Raw genomic sequence first — 17170 nt, 5'->3', positions numbered from 1 at the left:
ATGGCGGCCATGACCCTCAATCAGCTGAGGGCCTTCGTCGAGGCGGAGCGGCTCGGGTCGTTCACCGCCGCGGCGCAGGCCCTGGACATGGCGCAGGCGTCGGCCTCCGAACTCGTCCGCCGCCTGGAGAGCGAACTCGACGCGGAGCTGTTCGTCCGCGGCAGCCGCACCCTGACCCTGACGTCGGCCGGGCAGGAGCTGCTGCCCTACGCCCAGCAGTCCGTCGAGGCCGCCGACCACGGGACGCGGGCGGTGCGCTCCCTCGGCTCCCTCGGCGGCGGCACGGCCACCTTCGGGGTGCTGCGCAACGCCGACTACTACCTGCTCTCCAACCTGGTCCAGCTCTTCCACGCCCGCTATCCGTCGGTCCGCGTCCGGCTCGTCGGGCAGAACTCGGCGGAGACCGCCGCGGCCGTCGCCGCCGGACGCATCGAGGCGGGCCTTGTCGTCCTGCCCATCGACGACGAGGGGCTCTCGGTGACCCCGCTCCTGCGCGACGAGGTGTACTACGTCAGCGCGGATGAGGAGCGCACCCGTACACCCGTGACGATCGAGGCGTTCTCGCGCGCGCCGCTCGTCCTGTACGACGCGCATTACGGCTGGCAGGACCCGACGCGGCGGCAGATCGCGGAGCGGGCCCAGCTCGCCGGGGTGGGCGTCGACCCGCTGATCGAGCTGGAACACGTCGAGGCCGCGCTGAAGCTGGTGGCCGCCGGGGTGGGCGACACGATCGCCAGCCGGGCGGTGGTGGCGGGCCCGGCCTTCCCCGCCGGACTGCACACCGCGTCCTTCGACGAGCCGCTGTACGACACCATCGCCCTCGTCCGGCGCCGGGGGCATCCGCTGTCCCGGGCCACCAGGGAGCTGGCCCGGATCGCCGAGGACACGCTCCGCGAGATCGGCGCCGAGCTGAGGTACACATGAGGAAGGCACAGGCAAACCCTGTGGGTCTGACAGGAACCGCCCCTCTGGTCCTGTGCCGACGGAGCGCCTAGCGTCCTCGCCATGCAGATCACGCACGACGAAGCCCAGGCCCTGCCCCCTCTGAACTGGCTCAAGAAGCCGTCCGTCGACGGTCCCCCCGCCCAGCGCGACCCGAAGGTCGTCGAGCGGGTGTCGCAGATGCTGTCGGAGATCGAGCGCAAGGGCATGGACGCGGTCCGCGCCTACGCCAAGGAACTGGACGGCTGGTCCGGCGACCTGGAGATCGGCGCCGCCGAACTCAAGAAGTCCGGGGACGCGCTGCCCCCGGACGTCCGCACCGCCCTGGAGATGGGGTACGAGCGCACCCACCGGTTCGCCGCCGCCCAGCGCGAGCACCTGACCGACTTCGAGATCGAGCTCGCCCCGGGCGTCGCGGGCGGCCAGCGCTACGTCCCGGTCTCGCGCGTCGGCGCCTACCTCCCGGCCGGCCGCTTCCCGCTCCTCGCCAGCGCCTTCATGACCGTCAACGTGGCCAAGACGGCGGGCGTACCCACCGTCCTCGCCTGCACTCCCCCGTCGGGCGAGCACGGCGCGCACCCCGCCGTCCTCTACGGCGCCCACCTCTCCCGCGCCGACCGCGTCTTCGCCCTCGGCGGCGTCCAGGCGCTCGGCGCCATGGCGTTCGGCCTGCTCGGCGAGGCCCCGGTCGACATGCTCGTCGGCGCCGGGAACGCGTTCGTCACCGAGGCCAAGCGGCAGCTGTTCGGCCAGGTCGGCATCGACCTGCTCGCCGGCCCCTCCGAGGTCGCGGTCATCGCCGACGACAGCGCCGACCCGGTGTGGGTCGCGGCGGACCTCCTCGGCCAGGCCGAGCACGGCCCGAACTCGCCCGCCGCGCTCATCACCACGTCCGAGCGGACCGGGCGCGCCGTCATCGCGGAGATCGAGCGCCAGCTCGCGACGCTGACCACGCGCGACATCGCCGGTCCGGCCTGGCGCGACTTCGGCTCGGTCATCGTGGTCGGCGACAAGGCCGACGCGGTCGCCATCGCCGACGTCCTGGGCCCGGAGCACCTGGAGATCCAGACCGAGGACGACGACTACTACCTGAACAGCCTGACCTGCTACGGCTCCCTCTTCATCGGCCCGTGGTCCACGGTCGCCTACTCCGACAAGGGCATCGCGGGCACCAACCACGTCCTGCCGACCGGCAAGACCGCCCGCTACAACGCCGGGCTCTCCGTCTCGCGCTTCCTGAAGCCGCTGACGTACCAGCGTGCCGTGAAGGAGGGCACGGCGGCGCTCGCTCCCGCCGTCGAGCGGATCTCCGCGTTCGAGGGCCTCGCCGCCCACGGTGCGACGGCCACCCTGCGCCTCGACAAGGTCGGCCGCACGGACAAGATGTTCGACGCCGTGCCGACGGCGCTGCGCGAGCAGCTCTGACCCGTCACCCCCGTCTCCCGTGTCCGCGCCGCCGTTCCACCCGTGCGGCGGCGCGGACGCGGGGCCGTCCTCGCCCCCCTTCTCCCCCGTCAGGTCTGCCCGCGTCCCCACGCCCACCCGAGGTTTCCGCATGCCGCACCACCCGCCCGGGCCACCACCGGCCACCTCAGCGAACGCCGCTCTCACCCAGGGCCTCAAGGGCCGCCAGATCACCATGATCTCCATCGGCGGGGTGATCGGCGCCGGTCTCTTCGTCGGCTCGTCCACCGCGGTGGCCGCCGCGGGTCCCGCCGTCCTGATCTCGTTCCTGCTGGCCGCCGCCCTGGTCGTGCTCGTCATGCAGATGCTCGGCGAGATGGCCGTCGCCCAGCCCGACACCGGGTCCTTCTCCACGTACGCGGACCGCGCGCTCGGCCGCTGGGCGGGGTTCTCGATCGGGTGGCTGTACTGGTGGTTCTACATCCTCGTCATCCCCATCGAGGCGATCGCGGCGGGCGAGGTCATCGCCTCCCTCACCTCGCTGCCGAGCTGGATCCCCGCGCTCGCGATGATCGTGTTCCTTGCGGGCAGCAACCTGCTCTCGGTGCGCAACTACGGGGAGTTCGAGTACTGGTTCGCGCTCCTGAAGGTCGTCGCGATCGTCGCCTTCCTGGTCCTCGGCGTGCTCGCGATCCTCGGGCTGCTGCCCGGCTCCGACACGCACGGCGTCTCTCATCTGTGGAGCGACGGCGGCTTCGCCCCCAAGGGCGGTGTCGCGATCCTCGCCGGACTGCTCACCGCGATGTTCAGCTTCCAGGGCAGCGAGATCGTCACCATCGCCGCCGCCGAGTCCGAGGAGCCGAAGAAGAACATCAGGAAGGCCGTCCGCGCGGTCGTCTGGCGCCTCGGCCTCTTCTACATCGGCTCGATCCTCGTCGTCGTCTGTCTCGTGCCGTGGAACTCCGCCGGCCTCGCGGAGGCCGGCTCGTACCAGGCAGTTCTCGAGCTGATGAACATCCCTGGCGCGGGCCGCATCATGGACGTCGTCCTGGTCGTCGCCGTCAGCAGCTGCCTCAACTCCGCCGTCTACACGGCGTCGCGCATGGTGTTCTCGCTGGCCAAGCGCGGCGACGCGCCGGCCGCCCTCGGCCGCACCTCACGCCGGGGCGTGCCGCGCAACGCGGTCGTGGCCTCCACCGTCATCGGCGTCGCCGCGGTCATCGCCAACTACCTGCTGCCGGGCGTCTTCACGTATCTAATCGCCTCCAGCGGCGCGATCGCGCTCATGATGTACCTGGTCATCGCGCTCACCCAGTACGCGAACCGGCGCAAGGGCGGCCGCCCGGCCGAGGTGCGGATGTGGGCGTTCCCCTACCTCACGCTCGCCACGATCGCCTTCATCGCCGGGGTGCTCGTCCTCATGGCCGTCCTGCCCGGACACCGGCTCGAACTCTGGCTCTCGCTGGGCCTCGCCGCGGTCCTCGTCGCCGTGGGGGTCGTGCGCCAGCGAAGGCTACGGGGAGACGCCGGCAGCGGCGCGGACGCGGCCGGTCCGGCCCTCGCCCGGCTGTGAGCTGCCGGGACGGTCAGGACACGCGCGCGTGCGTCGCCCTCGGCACGAACTCGGTCGGCAGCACCAGGCGTTCACCGGCCGCGTCGACCTCGCCGCCGATGCGCCGGACGAGGAGCCGGGCCGCCTGCCGCGACAGTTCGCCGAGGTCGTGCCGGACGGTGGTGAGCCGGAACACCTCCCAGGCCGCCATCGGGAGGTCGTCGAAGCCGACCACGGTGAGGTCCTCGGGCACGCGGACGCCCGCCGCGAGGGCGGCGTTCAGGACGCCGATGGCGACCACGTCGTTGCCGCAGAACACGGCGGTCGGCGGCTCGGCGGCGCCGAGCAGTTCGGGCAGCGCGCGATAGCCGGTGTCGAACTCGAAGGCGCCGCGCACCACCCGGTCCTCGGCGAGCCCGATGCCCGCCTCGGCCAGGGCGAGCCGGAACCCGAGTTCGCGGTCGCGTCCCGTGGTGGTGTTGGCCGAGCCGAAGACGCCCGCGATGCACCGGTGACCCAGGGCGACGAGTTCGCGGGCGACCAGACGGCCACCGCCCTCGTTGTCGACGACCGAGGCGTAGTCGTCCGGGCGGCCGGTGTCGCGGTTGAGGAAGACGAACGGCATGCCGCGCCGCTCCAGTTGGGCCGGGAGGCGCGAGTCCGTGGTCGCCGTCGCGAGGACGACCCCGTCCAGGGACTGGTCCAGGAGCTTCTCCTCGGCGACGGCCTCGTCGGACCGCTCGGTGATCAGCATCATGCGGTAGCCGAGACCGCGCAGCTCGTCGTGGAGCGGGGCGATCACATGCGGGTAGAACGGGTTCGTCAGGTCGGTGACGATGACGCCGACGCGCCGGGTCGAGCGCGTGGACAGGGTGCGCCCCGCCTCGCTCGGCACGTAGTTCAGCGCCTGTGCGGCCCGCTTCACCTTCTCCCTGGTCGCCTGCGACACCCGGGGGTCGTCGCGCAGCGCCCGCGAGACCGTCGGCTGCGAGACACCGGCCAGCCTGGCCACGTCGTGACTGGTGATCCCCATCGCTCGCCCCTCGTCGCCGCCACCGCGCCGCCACCCCGGCGGGCATCGAGGTCAGTATACGTATGCCCGATCCGGCCCAACCCCTTGACACAGACTCACCCCAACGCCTGTCATGGGAATGCATACGTATTCCACATCGACATCCCGGTCCGGATGTCCCTGCAGCAAGGAGCGGTCCGTCATGCCCGACGTCGTCGTCACCCCGAGCGAACTCGCGGAGCGCACCGTGCGCCGCAGCGACTTCGTCTCCTGCAACCAGGCCTTCATCGACTGCCGTACGCCCGGCTCGGACCGGAAGGAGAACTACGCGATGATCGGGCCTGGCGTCTCGCAGGCCGCCGGCCAGTTCGTCAACCTCCGCCTGCCGCACGGCTACAACATCGGCGCCGCGGCCATGCCGAACGGCATCACCAACAACCTGCACCTGCACTACACCGCCGAGGTGTTCATCTGCACCGAGGGCGAGTACCTGCTGCGCTGGGGCGCCGACGGCACCGAGGGCGAGCTCACCCTCAAGGCCGGTGACATCGCCTCCGTCCCCACCTGGATCTTCCGCGGCTTCACCAACACCGGTCCGGACAACGGCTGGATGTTCACCGTCCTCGGCATGGACCACACCGGCGGCATCATCTGGGGCCCCTCGGTCCTGCGCGAGGCGGAGGGCCACGGCCTCTACCTCAGCGCCGACAACCAGCTCGTCGACACCGTCGCCGGTGACGCCCTGCCGCCGCAGAGCGAGCGCGTCACGCCCATGGCGCAGGAGCACATCGACCGGCTGCGCCACTACAGCGCCGACGAGATGAAGCGCCGCGTCGCCGCCTCCGACGAACTGGTCTGGTCGGAGCATCCGTTCCTCGACAGCTCGCTGCCCGGCGGCGGCGCCCGGCTGAGCTGCGTCATCGGCTACGGCATGACCGAGGACCCGCACCAGGAGCCGCGCATCTTCAACCCGCACGGGCACAACGCCGCCTGGCTGCGCGCCGAGCCGGGCCAGGGCGTCTCCTACCACCGCCAGCACGAGACGCAGACGCTGATCGTGCAGAGCGGCGAGTGGGAGATCACTCTCAACCGCACCGACCCTGTCACCGTGCGGATCGGCCCGCGCGACATGCTCTCCGTCCCGCGGGACGCCTGGCGGACCCTGCGCAACGCCGGCGACACCGAGGGCGACCTCCTCGTGGTCAACTCCGGCGACGGCCGGGTCCGCCTCGAGTGGGACGAGGAGGTCTCCAAGGCCGCCGCCGACGCGGGCCTCGGCATCGACCACAACGGCTACGTCGCCCCGTACGCGCTGCTGCCGCGCTCCGCACGGCGCTGGTGACCGCCGCCGTGCGCCGGGGCGGCGGCCGGGACCGCCCGCTGCCGGTGGTCGTGGTCCCCGGGATGCTCTGCGACCCCGGCCTGTGGGCGGACGTGGACTTCCCCGGCGACCGCGAAATCCGGCACGTCGCGCTGGAGAAGCCGGACATCGGGGCGCTCGCGGACGACGTACTGGCGTCGGTACCGGGCCCGTTCGTCCTGGTCGGCCTGAGCCTGGGCGCCATCGTCGGGTTCGAGGCGCTGCGCCGGGCCCCGGAGCGGATCGCCGGACTGTGCGTCATGTCGGCCAACGCGCGGGCGCCGCGCCCCGAGCAGTACGCGGCCTGGCGCACTCTGAGCGAGTCGATCGACGCCGGGCGCTTCGCGGACGTCGTCGAGCAGACGCTGCCCGACATGTTCCCCGGCCGCCGCTTCACGCCCCGACCGGCTCAGCGCTACCGGGACATGGCGCACCGCGTCGGCCCGGACGCGGCCCGCGCCCAGCTCGCCGCGCAGGCCACCCGCACCGACGCGGCCGACGCGCTGCGCTCCGCGCGCTGCCCGGCCCTCGTACTGAGCGGCACGCGGGACGCCCTGTGCCCGCCCGCGTTCCACCGGACCATCGCCGGCACCGTGCCCGGCGCCCGGCTGCGGGAGCTGCCCGACGCCGGTCACCTGCTGCCCTGGCAGCGGCCTGACGCCGTGACCGGGGCGGTGCGCGCGGTCGTCGAGGCCGCCGAGCGCGGCGCACCGTCTGCCGCCGTGCCCTGATTCGACCGCACTCCGCCCACCCCTCCCCCCAAGACCCCCGTAAGAGAAGAGCCGTCATGCCCCGCTTCCTGAAATCACCCGTACCCGCCGCGCAGGTCAGCGCCGGCCGTGCCGATGTCGCCGAACGCGTCCACGCCATCCTCGGCGACATCCGTGAGCGCGGTGACGACGCGGTCCGCCAGTACTCGGAGAAGTTCGACGGCTGGAGCCCCGAGTCGTTCCGGCTGACGCCCGACGACATCGCGCGCATCGTCTCCGACGTCCCGGAGACCGTCCTCGACGACATCCGCTTCGTGCAGGAGCAGGTGCGGACGTTCGCCCGGGCGCAGCGCGACTCGATGCGCGACGTGGAGATCGAGACGCTGCCCGGGGTCCGCCTCGGCCACCACCATGTGCCGGTGTCAGGGGCCGGTGCGTACGTGCCGGGCGGGCGCTATCCGCTGACCGCCTCCGCGCACATGACGATCGTGACCGCCAAGGTCGCGGGCGTGCCACGGGTCGCCGCCTGCACCCCGCCGATCCGGGGCGAGATCCCCGCCGCCACGGTCGCCGCGATGCACCTCGCGGGCGCCGACGAGATCTACCTCCTGGGCGGCGTCCAGGCCGTCGCCGCGCTGGCCCTCGGCACCGAGACGATCGGCCGTGTCCCGATGATCGCCGGTCCGGGCAACGCGTACGTCGCCGAGGCCAAGCGGCAGCTCTTCGGCGAGGTCGGCATCGACCTGTTCGCGGGGCCGACCGAGATCCTGGTCATCGCCGACGAGCACGCGGACCCGTTCGTCGTCGCCGTCGACCTGCTCTCCCAGGCCGAGCACGGCCCGGACTCCCCCGCCGTCCTCGTCACCACGTCCGAGGAGCTGGGCCGCGAGGTGGCCCGGCACGTCGAGCGGCTGCTGCCGGGTATGCCGACCAAGGACTTCGCCGGGCCCGCCTGGCGCGACCACGGCGAGATCGTCGTCGCCGACACCCTCGACGAGGCCTTCGAGATCGCAGACTCCTACGCCAGCGAACACGTCGAGGTCCTCACCGAGAACCCGCGCCAAGCCCTGGAGAAGATGCACGACTACGGTGCCCTCTTCCTCGGCGAGGGCACATGTGTGTCCTACGGGGACAAGGTCATCGGCACCAACCATGTGCTGCCCACCAGGGGCGCGGCCCGCTACACGGGCGGTCTGTGGGTCGGCAAGTACCTCAAGACGGTGACGTATCAGGAGGTTACCGATACCTCCTCCTCCGCCCTGCTCGGCGAGGTGTGCGGGCGGGCCGCACGGGTCGAGCTGTTCGAGGGCCACGCCCGCTCCGGCGACGTACGGGCCGCCAAGTACGGCAAGGGCACCCTGCCGTGGAACGAAGAGGCCCGCGCGTGAGCGCCGCCGCACCGCTGGCCGGCCGGACCGCGCTCGTCACCGGAGGAGGCAGCGGGCTCGGCGCCGCCATCGCGCACTCCCTGGTCGCCGACGGCGCCCGCGTGGTGATCACAGGGCGCAACGAGACCGCGCTGAAGGAGACGGTCTCCGCGCTCGGCCCGCGCGCGGAGCACCGCGTGTGCGACGTGTCGCGGCCGGACGAGGTCCGCGAACTCGCCGCGGGCCTCGCGGGCGAGGAGATATCGATCCTGGTCAACAACGCCGGCATCGCCGGGCCCGTCGCGCCGCTGACCGAGATCGACCCCGGCGAGTGGGACGAGGTCTTCGACGTGAACGTGCGCGGCGTGTTCCTCATGTGCCGCGCCTTCCTCCCCGCCATGACGGAGCGCGGCGCCGGTGACGTGATCAACATCGCCTCGGTGTCCGGGAAGCGGCCGCTCCTGCGGCGTACGCCTTACTGCGCCTCGAAGATGGCGGTCATCGGCCTGACGACGACCCTTGCGGGCGAGGTCGGGCCGCAGGGCGTCACGGTCAACTCGCTGTCCCCCGGGCCCGTCTCGGGCCCGCGCATGGAGCGCAACTTCCGCCTGGAGGCCGAGCGCACGGGCAGCAGTCACGCCGAGGCGGAGCAGGCGTTCGTGTCGCGCTCCGCCCTCGGGCGCATGGTCACCGAGGACGAGGTGGGCGACGCCGTGACCGCGATGCTGCGCATGCGCGGCCTGTGCGGCGCCGACATCGACCTGTCGGCCGGGATGGTGGCACGGTGACGGCGCCCCGCGCGGGAGAGCCGCGCCGCAGCCTCAAACAGCGGCTCGCGGCAGGTGAACGCCTGCGGGGCGCGCTGCTGCGGCTGCCGTCGGAGACGCTCGTGGAGATGGCGGGCGTCGCGGGCCTGGACTACGTGGTCATCGACTGCGAGCACGGGCCCGCCGACACCGCGCTGCTCCAGCACCACCTCACCGCCGCCGCGGCCCAGGGCATCGACGTCCTGGTCCGCGTGGGCACGGCCGAGCCGTCGCTCGCCCTGCGCTGCCTGGACCTGGGCGCCGTCGGACTGATCCACCCGCACGTGGACAGCGCCGAGGACGCCCGCCGCGCGGTGGCCGCGAGTCACTATCCGCCGCTCGGCGAGCGCGGGTTCGCCACGTACAGCAGAGCGGGCCGGTTCGGCACGGTCACCGCCGCCGAGCATGTGGCCGCCGCCGAGGACACCCTCGTCGTCGCGATGATCGAGACGGAGCGGGCCTGTGCCGCCGCCGCCGAGATCGCCGCCACGCCGGGCGTGGACGCCGTCCTGGTCGGCCCGGCCGACCTCGCGGCGGACCTCGGTTTCCCGGGCCAGGAGACCGTCGACACGCTCCTCACCCGTGCCCATGGCGCCGCCCGCGCCGCCGGCCGCGCGGTCATGACCATCGTGCCCGGTCGCGAGCGTGCCAGGGCCGCCGAGGAGGCCGGCTCGCAGCTGATCCTCTTCAACATGGCGCACGTCCTGATGGACACGTTCCGCGCCCTCGCGGAGCCGGCGGCCACAGGCACCACTTCTCCCCCGGCCACCTCTTGACGCCCCCTGACCGGCCCTTTAGCGTTCACTCCGAGTTCATACGTATGCATGAGCCGGATCCCCCACCTCCCCCGTGCTTTTCGCACCTCCCGCACCCCTCTCCCTCTGCGCGATCGGAGAAGCCATGTCCGCCGCAGCGCCTCCCACCACCGTCCCCGACGCGCCGCCGTCCGATCCGGTCCGGCGCCGTGCGATCCGCCGGGCCATCGGCGCGGGCAGCATCGGAAACTTCGTAGAGCAGTTCGACTACGGGCTCTACGGCTACATGGCCCCGATCATGGCCCCCGCCTTCTTCCCGGAGAGCGACCGGACCGTGGCGGTCCTCGGCACCTACGCGATCATCGCCGTGGCATGTCTGTTCCGGCCGCTCGGCGGCACCCTGGTGGGCCGCTGGGGCGACCGGGCCGGGCGGAAGAAGACCCTGCTGTGGACCATCGTGTTCATGGGCGTGGCGACCGCGCTGATCGGCGCCCTGCCCACGTACCACCAGGTCGGCATCGTCGCGCCGATCCTGCTGCTCGTCCTCCGCGTCGTGCAGGGCACGGTCTCCGGCGGCGAGTACGTCGGCGCGGTGGCCTTCATCGTCGAGTGGGCCGAGCCCGACCGGCGCGCGTACTACACCTCGTACGCCTCCAACAGCTGCTTCCTCGGCACCCTCGCGGGCGCCGGTACGGCCGCGCTGACCAGCTGGGTCTTCGACGGGGCCGCGCTCGACTCCTACGGGTGGCGCATCCCGTTCCTGCTCGCGATCCCGCTCTCCCTGGTCGGGATCTGGCTGCGCCGGCACATCGAGGAGACGCCCGAGTTCGTCCGCGCCACGGCCGACGGGACGCAGGTCCTCAAGTCGCCGGTGCGCGAGGCGCTCCGCACCCAGCTGCGGCCCATCCTGGTCTACTGCGGCATCGCGATCATGTGCGCGATCCTCTCGTACACCTGGGTCACGTTCTATCCGCAGTACCTGACGGACACGCTCGGGCTGCCGCGCTGGATGGGGCTCGCCTCGAACGCCATCTCCATCGCGGTCCTCATCCCGATGCTGCCGCTGGCCGGCATGTTGTCGGACCGGATCGGGCGCAGGCCGATGCTGTTGATGGGCGCCGTGGCCTGCATCGTCCTCGTACCGGTCGCCTTCTGGGTCGGTGAGGCCGGCACCTTCGGCGCCGCGGTCGCCAGCCAGCTCATCTACCTGGTACCGGAGTTCTTCCTCACCGGCATCATCACGGTCTGCGCCGCGGAGCTGTTCGCCACCCGCACCCGGTTCAGCGCCAGCGCCATCGCGTACAACAGCTCGTTCTCCATCTTCATGGGGATCACGCCGTTCGTGGCCACGCTGCTCGTCAGCACCTTCGACACGATCTACGCCGTGTGGGTCTACTTGGCGGTGGCCGCGGTCCTCGCCCTGGTCACGGTGGGCCGCTTCATGACGGAGACCTACCGGAGCCAGCTCGGCGCGGACAAGTTCGCGAAGTCCTGAGCCAGCCGCCCACATCTGCATACGCATACATCACTTGCACACACCCGCTGAACACACCCGCTGAGAACGGAGCCGCCCCATGCCTCTCGACCCCGCCGCCTACCTCCCCTACAAGGACCCGGACGACTTCATCCGCGAGGTCACCGACCGCATCTGGGTCGACCGCGACATCGCGCACATCGTCGAGAACTACGAGCCCGACTCGATCGTCCACACCAGTCTGGGGACCGTCGTCGGCCGTGACGGCGTCATCGAGGGCACCACGATGCGGATCGGCAGCACGCCGGGCCACATCGGCCAGGCCGAGGACGTGGTGTGGGAGGCCCGCGGCGACGACGCGTTCCTCAGCTCGCACCTTGTCTTCTCCGCCGACGAGCACCTCGTCGACGGCCGCAACGTCCGCGTCCGCAAGCGCACGGTGGCCAACTGCCTCTACCGGCGCGGCCGCATGGTCGAGGAGTGGGTGGTCCGCGACGAGCTGGCGGACTGTCTGCAGCTCGGCATCGACCCCGCCGAGGCCGCCCGCGCCCTGCGTTTCCAGGGTTACACCGGCTCGATGACCGAGGAGCCCCCGGCCGACGTCCTCGCCCGCGGCGTCAGCGGACCGCGCCCGGACGACTTCCGTCCCGAGTGCGAGATGGTCCTCGAGTTCATCGAGGAGGTGTGGTCACAGCGCCGCCTGAACAAGATCAGGGACTACATGGTCCGCGACCTGTTCCTGCACACCGTCGGCGACCGCACCGTCATCCGCCCGGAGCGCTACCAGAGCGACCTCCTGTCGCTGGTCGGCGCCTTCCCCGACGCCCGGTTCGCCGTCCGCGACGTCCAGACCCACCACGACCCGCGCTACGCGGGCCTGCGCGTCGCCGTCCTGTGGACCATGCACGGCAGCTACCGGGGCACCCCGGACTTCGGCCCGCTGACCGGGCAGCCGGTCACGATGCTCGGTGTGTCCCAGTTCCTGGTCCAGGAGGGCCGCATCGTCAAGGAGTTCCGCGTCTACGACGAGATCTCGCTCCGCGCGCAGATCAACGCGGCCCGGGGCGACGGCCCCGATGTCGAGGTCAACATCTACTGAGGATGCGGGGGTGACCCGGTCACGGGGGGCCGGGTCACATAGAATCTGCGGCCATGTCGAAGCCTGACGAACTGCTCACCGTGCTCGCGGCCACCGTGGAGTCGGAACAGAGCACTCAGATGTCCCTGACAGTGGTCACCGGCGGCACCGTCATCACCGGCCGCCTCGCGCCGGAAGCGGTCTGGCGCCGGCGGGTCTCGGAGGTCCTCAAGGACTCGGACCACCTCGGCCCGTTCGCGACCGCCTTCACCGCCCTGGACGCGGACGGGGCGACCGCGCCGGCCGGGACACCCACTCACCTGCACTTCCACGTCGCGCGCATCCTCCAGGGCACCATGGGCATCCCCGAGACGGGCGGGATGTACCGGGTGGCCCTCTCGGACGTCAACGCCTGGACGGTCGGAGACTTCAGCTACTCCGATCACTGAGGCTCGCCCGCGCTCCCGTTATCCGTCGACCCCCGAGTGGCATACACCCCGCAAGAAGATCATTCGTCCTTCCTCTTGCTACGGGAGTGCAGTGTGACGCATATCCGCAGACAACTGCTGTTCGCCGCGGTCACGCCACTGGCCATCGGCGTGGCCGCGCCGGCCGCGGGCGCCGTCCCCCGGCCGCCCGCGGCCACGCACCACCAGGCCGCCGACACCACCCGCACGGCCACGGTCGTCACCGAACTGAACGCCCGGGAGACCGTCGTCGGCTCCGCCGCGACGCTGCGGGTCAAGGGGCGGCTCGTCGAGGGCGACACCATGCTCTTCCCCCTGGCGCGGCTCGCGGTGTCCGTGGAGGTCAGCGGCGACGCCCGGACCGCACCGCAGAAGTGCAACACCACCACGACCCGCGAGGGCCGGTTCACCTGCACGTTCCATGTCACGCCGCACCAGATGACCGTGGCGGCCGTCACGTTCGGGGGCAACGCCCTGTTCGCGCCGGGGAAGGCCACCACCAGCATCCCGGCGTCGGCGCCCGCGGCCCCGGCCGCTTCCGCCGCGCCGTCCGCCACCCCGTCCGCGACGCCCGCGCAGACCGACTCCAAGACGACCGCCCAGGCCGCCTCGAAGGCGCCGACGGCGGGCGCCGCCACGCGCCCGCTCCCGCTGCCCGCCGTCACGGCCTCCGGCCACTAGCCCGACCGCAGTCAGACAATGACACCTACGGGTGGCGGCGACCGGCCCGGGCCGGTGCGTCGCCGTCCCGGCCGGTGCCCGGCAGGCACGGTCGGACCATGTCGATCCTGCCTTCGGGACGCCGCCTCGCGCCGCGTCCGACCGTTCTGACCCTCGCCCTGGCCGCCGGGTTCTGCCTGGCCGCGCCGGGCGTCGCCGCCGCGGCTGAGCCGCCCCCCGCGAGCGGTGCGCACATGCCCACGGCCGAGGCGCCGTTCAGCCCGGGCGGCCCGGCGTTCGGCCAGGAGACGGTGGACTTCAGCGGCGGCCGCATCGTCTACACCACCACCGCGTCCGGTTTCGACGACGCGGGCACCGCGTACTTCGAGAAGTCGGTCGTGACGGTCGGCGGCCCCGGCGGCCCCACCTGGTCCACGATCCGCACACACTCCTGACCCCTGCGCCGGCCCCGCCCCGGCCCTTTGACGCACCGCACAGCCGTGTGCCCCGAAGTCGGCTGACTTCGGGGCACACGACGCGGCCCGGCTCAGCGGCCGAGCCGCGCTGGGGACCGCGTCAGGAGTGCGAGCCCACCGTGTTGCCGGAGGCACCCGTGGGGCCGGCCTGCTTGTTGGTGGTGACGAAGTAGGCCTTGCCGTCCGGGCCGAAGCCGCTGAACGTGGCGGAGGTACGGCCGCCGTTGACGCCCGCGGAGTTGGACGCCTTCCCGTAACCCGGGCCGCCGTCGTGGCCCGGACCGTCGTGGGCCGACGCCAGGCCGGCGCTGCCGATGACGAGGGGGGTGACGAGGGCGCCGACAGCGACGTACTTGGCAATCTTGCGCATCTGATGCGGTCCTTTCAGAGTTTCGCCGGCCCATGGCAAGCCCCTGGCGACAACGCCGGGGACCGGCGGAACGGGCCATATTTCCGCCGCGTCCGACGTTGCCGCCTCCGTGCACGCTCCGCATCCGCGACCATCACTGTGCGTGCGCGGGAAGGGGGTGGTTCCGCTCCCCGTACGACCCATCTGACCTGCTCGAATATGCGATTTCGTGGTTTTCGCGCGCTCGGCGCGATTCCCCCGTACGGCGGCGTCCGGTCCGCGGGCCGGGTCCGGGCGGCATCCCTTTGCGCGGCCCCGGCTGCGCGCTCCCGACGGGCGACACAGACTCGAACCGGCCGGGCCGAACGGCCCGCAGACCCGTCCCCAGCTGCCGGAGGATCCATGTCCCGCACCCGCAGAGGCCTCATCCACGCCGCGACCGTCCTTGCCCTGACCACGGCCGCCGCCGGGCTCACCACCACGGCCGCCACGGCCGCCGACCGGATCGACATCGTCTCGGCGACCGCGAAGGGCGACCGGGTCGCGGTGACCGTCCGCTACCGGTGCGACGCGCTGATGGGTACCGACACACTCCATGTCGCGCTCGCCGACGCCTCGAGGGGCGGTATCTACGCCGCCTCCACCACGCCGACCTGCGACGGCAAGCAGCACAAGGAGACGGTGTCCACGGCCCGCAACGCCGGTCCCGCCACCGCGCCCCGCACCGAGGCCGTCATCACCGCCTCCCTCGGCATGAGCCCCGACCCGCAGCTGTTCCCGACCGCCTCGAACCAGGTCCGCATGGCCCTGCACGGCCGCGGCTGAGCCGCGCCCGCCCCCGTACGCGTACGCGCCTCCGCCCGGCGCGTACGGGGTGCGAAGACCGGTGGCTCAGGGCTCCTCGGGGCCGTCCTCGTCGAGGACGAACCAGACGGTCTTGCCCTCCGGTTCGGGGCGCACGTTCCACTGGTGGGCGAGGAGGTCGAGCAGGACGAGGCCGCGCCCGGAGGAGGAGAGCTCGCCGGGGGCGCGGCGGTGCGGGACGTCGTCGCTGCGGTCGGTGACCTCCACGCGCAGCCGCCGTTGCCCCGGGGCGCCGGTGATGTCGGCGCTCAGGACCGCGGCGTGCTCGGTGTGGACCAGGACGTTGCCGAGCAGCTCCGAGGCGAGCAGGACGGCGGTGTCGATCTGCTCGGGCCGTGCCCAGTCGTGGAGCAGCCCCTGCAACTCGATCCGCGCCTCGCTGAGCGCCTCCGCCTGGTCCTGTTCGAGGGTGAGGCGCAGGCGGCGCACGGGCGGGCCCGAGTGCGGCACCGACGGGTCGCGGCGCAGCAGGAGCAGGGCGATGTCGTCCTCGGTGATGGAGGCGGGCTGGTCCGGCGAGCGCGGGTCCCCCGGGGCGACGACCGCGCCGAGGAGCCGGTCCGCCATGGCGTCGAGGTCGTCGGGGGTGCCGGGCGAGAGGGCGCTGCGGACCCGGAGCCAGCCGGAGTACATGTCGTGGCCGCCTGCCTCGATCAGGCCGTCGGTGCACAGCATGAGGATCTCGTTCTCGCGCAGGGTGAGGACGTTGACCGGGTAGTTGTCCTCCAGGAGGTTCAGGCCCAGGGGCAGCCCGCCGCTCATGTGCTTGAGCAGGCAGGTGCCGTCCGGGAGGCGCAGGACGGGGTGCGGGTGCCCGGCGCGGGCGATGCGCACGGTGCCGGTGGCGGGGTCGGCCTCCATGTAGATGCAGGTCGCGAAGCGGTCCTCGTCCAGCGCGGCGAGGAAGTGGGAGGCGCGGGTCAGGACGGCGTCGGGGCCGTGGCCCTCGATCGCGTAGGCGTGGATGGCGGTGCGCAGCTGTGACATCAGCCCGGCGGCGTGCATGTCGTGGCCCTGGACGTCGCCGATGACGAGGCCGAGACGGCCGCCGGTCAGGGAGATGCAGTCGAACCAGTCGCCGCCCACCATGAGCCCGCCGCCGGTGGGCAGGTACCGGGCGGCCGTGGTGAGTCCTTCGACGTCGGCGGCGGTCCCGGTCATGCTGGAGCGCAGGCTCTGGGAGAGCGCGCGGTCGGCCTCGCCGGTGTAGGTGTGCTCGACGCTCTGGCTGAGCAGCCGTGCGAGGGCGACGAGCAGGGCGCGCACGCCGTCGGTCATCTGCACCGGGGCGTCGAACGCGGTCATCCAGACGCCGGTGACCTGCCCGTACGTGGTCAGTGGCAGGAACGCCCACGCCTTGTGCCCCTCCCGGTCAAAGAGGGCGAAGGTGCCGGGCGAACGGTCGCGGTACTCCTTGGGGGAGGCGAGGAAGACGGGGCGGCCGGTCCTGGCGACCTGCGCCCCGGGGTAGTCGCTGTCCAGCGCCACCCGGAGGGCGGGGTCCTCGCAGCCGGGGAAGTCGAAGTGGCCGACGCAGTGCAGGACTTCGCGGTCCGCCCGGAAGACCGCCTGGCCGCGCAGGGGCAGGACGGGGCCGTGCAGGCGGGAGATCAGGGCGAGGGCGTCGCCGAGCGACTCCGTGCGCGCCAGTGCGTGCCCGGTGACGAGCAGGTCGGCGGCGTGGTGCCGGACGCGCTCGGCCGGATCGCCGGATCCGTCGGCGGCCGGGCCCTCCAGCCGGTTCAACGCCTCCACCTGGCGCACCTCGGCGGCGTACTCCGCCGAACGTCCGTGCTCGCGCCCACCACCACCCACCTGTGGCACTCCCGTCTGTCCTCAGTCGTCGTTCTGGCCTGTTCCACCCCATGTTCCGCCGGTTCGCCGGGAAGCGCCC

At 72.4% G+C, this 17170-nt stretch carries 17 protein-coding genes; 14 read left to right on the top strand and 3 right to left on the bottom strand.

The features are described 5' to 3' along the window. Nucleotides 1-9 precede the first annotated feature (9 nt). The 3 genes from ACH4RC_RS31460 to ACH4RC_RS31450 all read left to right on the top strand — a co-directional run bounded on the left by ACH4RC_RS31460 (nucleotide 10) and on the right by ACH4RC_RS31450 (nucleotide 3919). Complete coding sequence (locus ACH4RC_RS31460; protein WP_398206929.1) at nucleotides 10-924, top strand: LysR family transcriptional regulator; 915 nt, start codon at nucleotides 10-12, stop codon at nucleotides 922-924. A gap of 81 nt (nucleotides 925-1005) precedes the next feature. After that, the gene (gene hisD, locus ACH4RC_RS31455; RefSeq protein ID WP_398206927.1) at nucleotides 1006-2367 is read left to right on the top strand and encodes a histidinol dehydrogenase; all 1362 of its coding nucleotides are present in this window, start codon (nucleotides 1006-1008) and stop codon (nucleotides 2365-2367) included. Nucleotides 2368-2497: 130 nt separating this feature from the next. After that, the gene (locus ACH4RC_RS31450; protein WP_398206926.1) at nucleotides 2498-3919 is read left to right on the top strand and encodes an amino acid permease; all 1422 of its coding nucleotides are present in this window, start codon (nucleotides 2498-2500) and stop codon (nucleotides 3917-3919) included. 13 nt (nucleotides 3920-3932) lie between these two features. On the opposite strand, the gene ACH4RC_RS31445 is transcribed toward ACH4RC_RS31450, so the two are convergent. Then, complete coding sequence (locus ACH4RC_RS31445) at nucleotides 3933-4931, bottom strand: LacI family DNA-binding transcriptional regulator (protein WP_398206924.1); 999 nt, start codon at nucleotides 4929-4931, stop codon at nucleotides 3933-3935. A gap of 181 nt (nucleotides 4932-5112) precedes the next feature. On the opposite strand from ACH4RC_RS31445, the gene ACH4RC_RS31440 reads away from it, so the two are divergent. The 10 genes from ACH4RC_RS31440 (at nucleotide 5113) to ACH4RC_RS31395 (ending at nucleotide 14042) form a co-directional block, all read left to right on the top strand. Then, nucleotides 5113-6252 (top strand): cupin domain-containing protein, encoded by a 1140-nt coding sequence (locus tag ACH4RC_RS31440; RefSeq protein WP_398206923.1) that lies wholly within the window; start codon nucleotides 5113-5115, stop codon nucleotides 6250-6252. Beyond that, nucleotides 6249-7001, top strand: a complete 753-nt coding sequence (locus ACH4RC_RS31435) for an alpha/beta fold hydrolase (protein ID WP_398206921.1) — start codon at nucleotides 6249-6251, stop codon at nucleotides 6999-7001. Before ACH4RC_RS31440 ends, ACH4RC_RS31435 begins: the two co-directional genes overlap by 4 nt. A gap of 56 nt (nucleotides 7002-7057) precedes the next feature. Next, nucleotides 7058-8368, top strand: a complete 1311-nt coding sequence (hisD, locus tag ACH4RC_RS31430) for a histidinol dehydrogenase (protein ID WP_398206919.1) — start codon at nucleotides 7058-7060, stop codon at nucleotides 8366-8368. Continuing rightward, nucleotides 8365-9135 (top strand): SDR family NAD(P)-dependent oxidoreductase, encoded by a 771-nt coding sequence (locus ACH4RC_RS31425; RefSeq protein WP_398206918.1) that lies wholly within the window; start codon nucleotides 8365-8367, stop codon nucleotides 9133-9135. The genes hisD (ACH4RC_RS31430) and ACH4RC_RS31425 overlap by 4 nt, the downstream gene beginning before the upstream one ends. Continuing rightward, nucleotides 9132-9929 carry an HpcH/HpaI aldolase/citrate lyase family protein gene (locus ACH4RC_RS31420; RefSeq protein WP_398206916.1) on the top strand — a complete coding sequence of 266 codons (798 nt, stop codon included), beginning with the start codon at nucleotides 9132-9134 and terminating at the stop codon, nucleotides 9927-9929. Before ACH4RC_RS31425 ends, ACH4RC_RS31420 begins: the two co-directional genes overlap by 4 nt. Nucleotides 9930-10053: 124 nt before the next feature. Further along, the gene (locus ACH4RC_RS31415; RefSeq protein ID WP_398206915.1) at nucleotides 10054-11403 is read left to right on the top strand and encodes an MFS transporter; all 1350 of its coding nucleotides are present in this window, start codon (nucleotides 10054-10056) and stop codon (nucleotides 11401-11403) included. Between the two features lie 79 nt (nucleotides 11404-11482). Continuing rightward, entirely contained in the window at nucleotides 11483-12481 is a 999-nt protein-coding gene (locus tag ACH4RC_RS31410) for an ester cyclase (RefSeq protein WP_398206913.1), read from the top strand. 53 nt (nucleotides 12482-12534) lie between these two features. Then, nucleotides 12535-12909 carry a hypothetical protein gene (locus ACH4RC_RS31405; protein WP_398206912.1) on the top strand — a complete coding sequence of 125 codons (375 nt, stop codon included), beginning with the start codon at nucleotides 12535-12537 and terminating at the stop codon, nucleotides 12907-12909. Nucleotides 12910-13002: 93 nt separating this feature from the next. Next, on the top strand, nucleotides 13003-13608 hold the full coding sequence (locus ACH4RC_RS31400) for a hypothetical protein (protein ID WP_398206910.1): 606 nt from the start codon (nucleotides 13003-13005) through the stop codon (nucleotides 13606-13608). 98 nt (nucleotides 13609-13706) lie between these two features. Continuing rightward, a complete protein-coding gene (locus ACH4RC_RS31395) occupies nucleotides 13707-14042 on the top strand; it encodes a hypothetical protein (protein ID WP_398206908.1) in 336 nt (111 codons plus the stop codon). Nucleotides 14043-14163: 121 nt separating this feature from the next. Here the strand turns inward: ACH4RC_RS31395 and ACH4RC_RS31390 are convergent, their stop codons facing one another. Continuing rightward, complete coding sequence (locus ACH4RC_RS31390) at nucleotides 14164-14433, bottom strand: hypothetical protein (protein WP_398206906.1); 270 nt, start codon at nucleotides 14431-14433, stop codon at nucleotides 14164-14166. Between the two features lie 381 nt (nucleotides 14434-14814). On the opposite strand from ACH4RC_RS31390, the gene ACH4RC_RS31385 reads away from it, so the two are divergent. Continuing rightward, on the top strand, nucleotides 14815-15237 hold the full coding sequence (locus ACH4RC_RS31385; RefSeq protein WP_398206904.1) for a hypothetical protein: 423 nt from the start codon (nucleotides 14815-14817) through the stop codon (nucleotides 15235-15237). 66 nt (nucleotides 15238-15303) lie between these two features. On the opposite strand, the gene ACH4RC_RS31380 is transcribed toward ACH4RC_RS31385, so the two are convergent. After that, nucleotides 15304-17100 carry a SpoIIE family protein phosphatase gene (locus ACH4RC_RS31380; protein WP_398206902.1) on the bottom strand — a complete coding sequence of 599 codons (1797 nt, stop codon included), beginning with the start codon at nucleotides 17098-17100 and terminating at the stop codon, nucleotides 15304-15306. Nucleotides 17101-17170 lie beyond the last annotated feature (70 nt).

It is taken from the genome of Streptomyces sp. NPDC016845, from assembly GCF_044332585.1.
Taxonomy (GTDB): domain Bacteria; phylum Actinomycetota; class Actinomycetes; order Streptomycetales; family Streptomycetaceae; genus Streptomyces.
This window is presented reverse-complemented; position numbering and strand designations above follow the sequence as displayed.

Bases quoted from the DNA above. Each gene is read 5' to 3' on its own strand.
- ACH4RC_RS31460 (WP_398206929.1), top strand. From the start codon at position 10: ATGACCCTCAATCAGCTGAGGGCCTTCGTCGAGGCGGAGCGGCTCGGG.
- hisD (WP_398206927.1), top strand. From the start codon at position 1,006: ATGCAGATCACGCACGACGAAGCCCAGGCCCTGCCCCCTCTGAACTGG.
- ACH4RC_RS31450 (WP_398206926.1), top strand. From the start codon at position 2,498: ATGCCGCACCACCCGCCCGGGCCACCACCGGCCACCTCAGCGAACGCC.
- ACH4RC_RS31445 (WP_398206924.1), bottom strand. From the start codon at position 4,931: ATGGGGATCACCAGTCACGACGTGGCCAGGCTGGCCGGTGTCTCGCAG.
- ACH4RC_RS31440 (WP_398206923.1), top strand. From the start codon at position 5,113: ATGCCCGACGTCGTCGTCACCCCGAGCGAACTCGCGGAGCGCACCGTG.
- hisD (WP_398206919.1), top strand. From the start codon at position 7,058: ATGCCCCGCTTCCTGAAATCACCCGTACCCGCCGCGCAGGTCAGCGCC.
- ACH4RC_RS31415 (WP_398206915.1), top strand. From the start codon at position 10,054: ATGTCCGCCGCAGCGCCTCCCACCACCGTCCCCGACGCGCCGCCGTCC.
- ACH4RC_RS31410 (WP_398206913.1), top strand. From the start codon at position 11,483: ATGCCTCTCGACCCCGCCGCCTACCTCCCCTACAAGGACCCGGACGAC.
- ACH4RC_RS31405 (WP_398206912.1), top strand. From the start codon at position 12,535: ATGTCGAAGCCTGACGAACTGCTCACCGTGCTCGCGGCCACCGTGGAG.
- ACH4RC_RS31395 (WP_398206908.1), top strand. From the start codon at position 13,707: ATGTCGATCCTGCCTTCGGGACGCCGCCTCGCGCCGCGTCCGACCGTT.
- ACH4RC_RS31390 (WP_398206906.1), bottom strand. From the start codon at position 14,433: ATGCGCAAGATTGCCAAGTACGTCGCTGTCGGCGCCCTCGTCACCCCC.
- ACH4RC_RS31385 (WP_398206904.1), top strand. From the start codon at position 14,815: ATGTCCCGCACCCGCAGAGGCCTCATCCACGCCGCGACCGTCCTTGCC.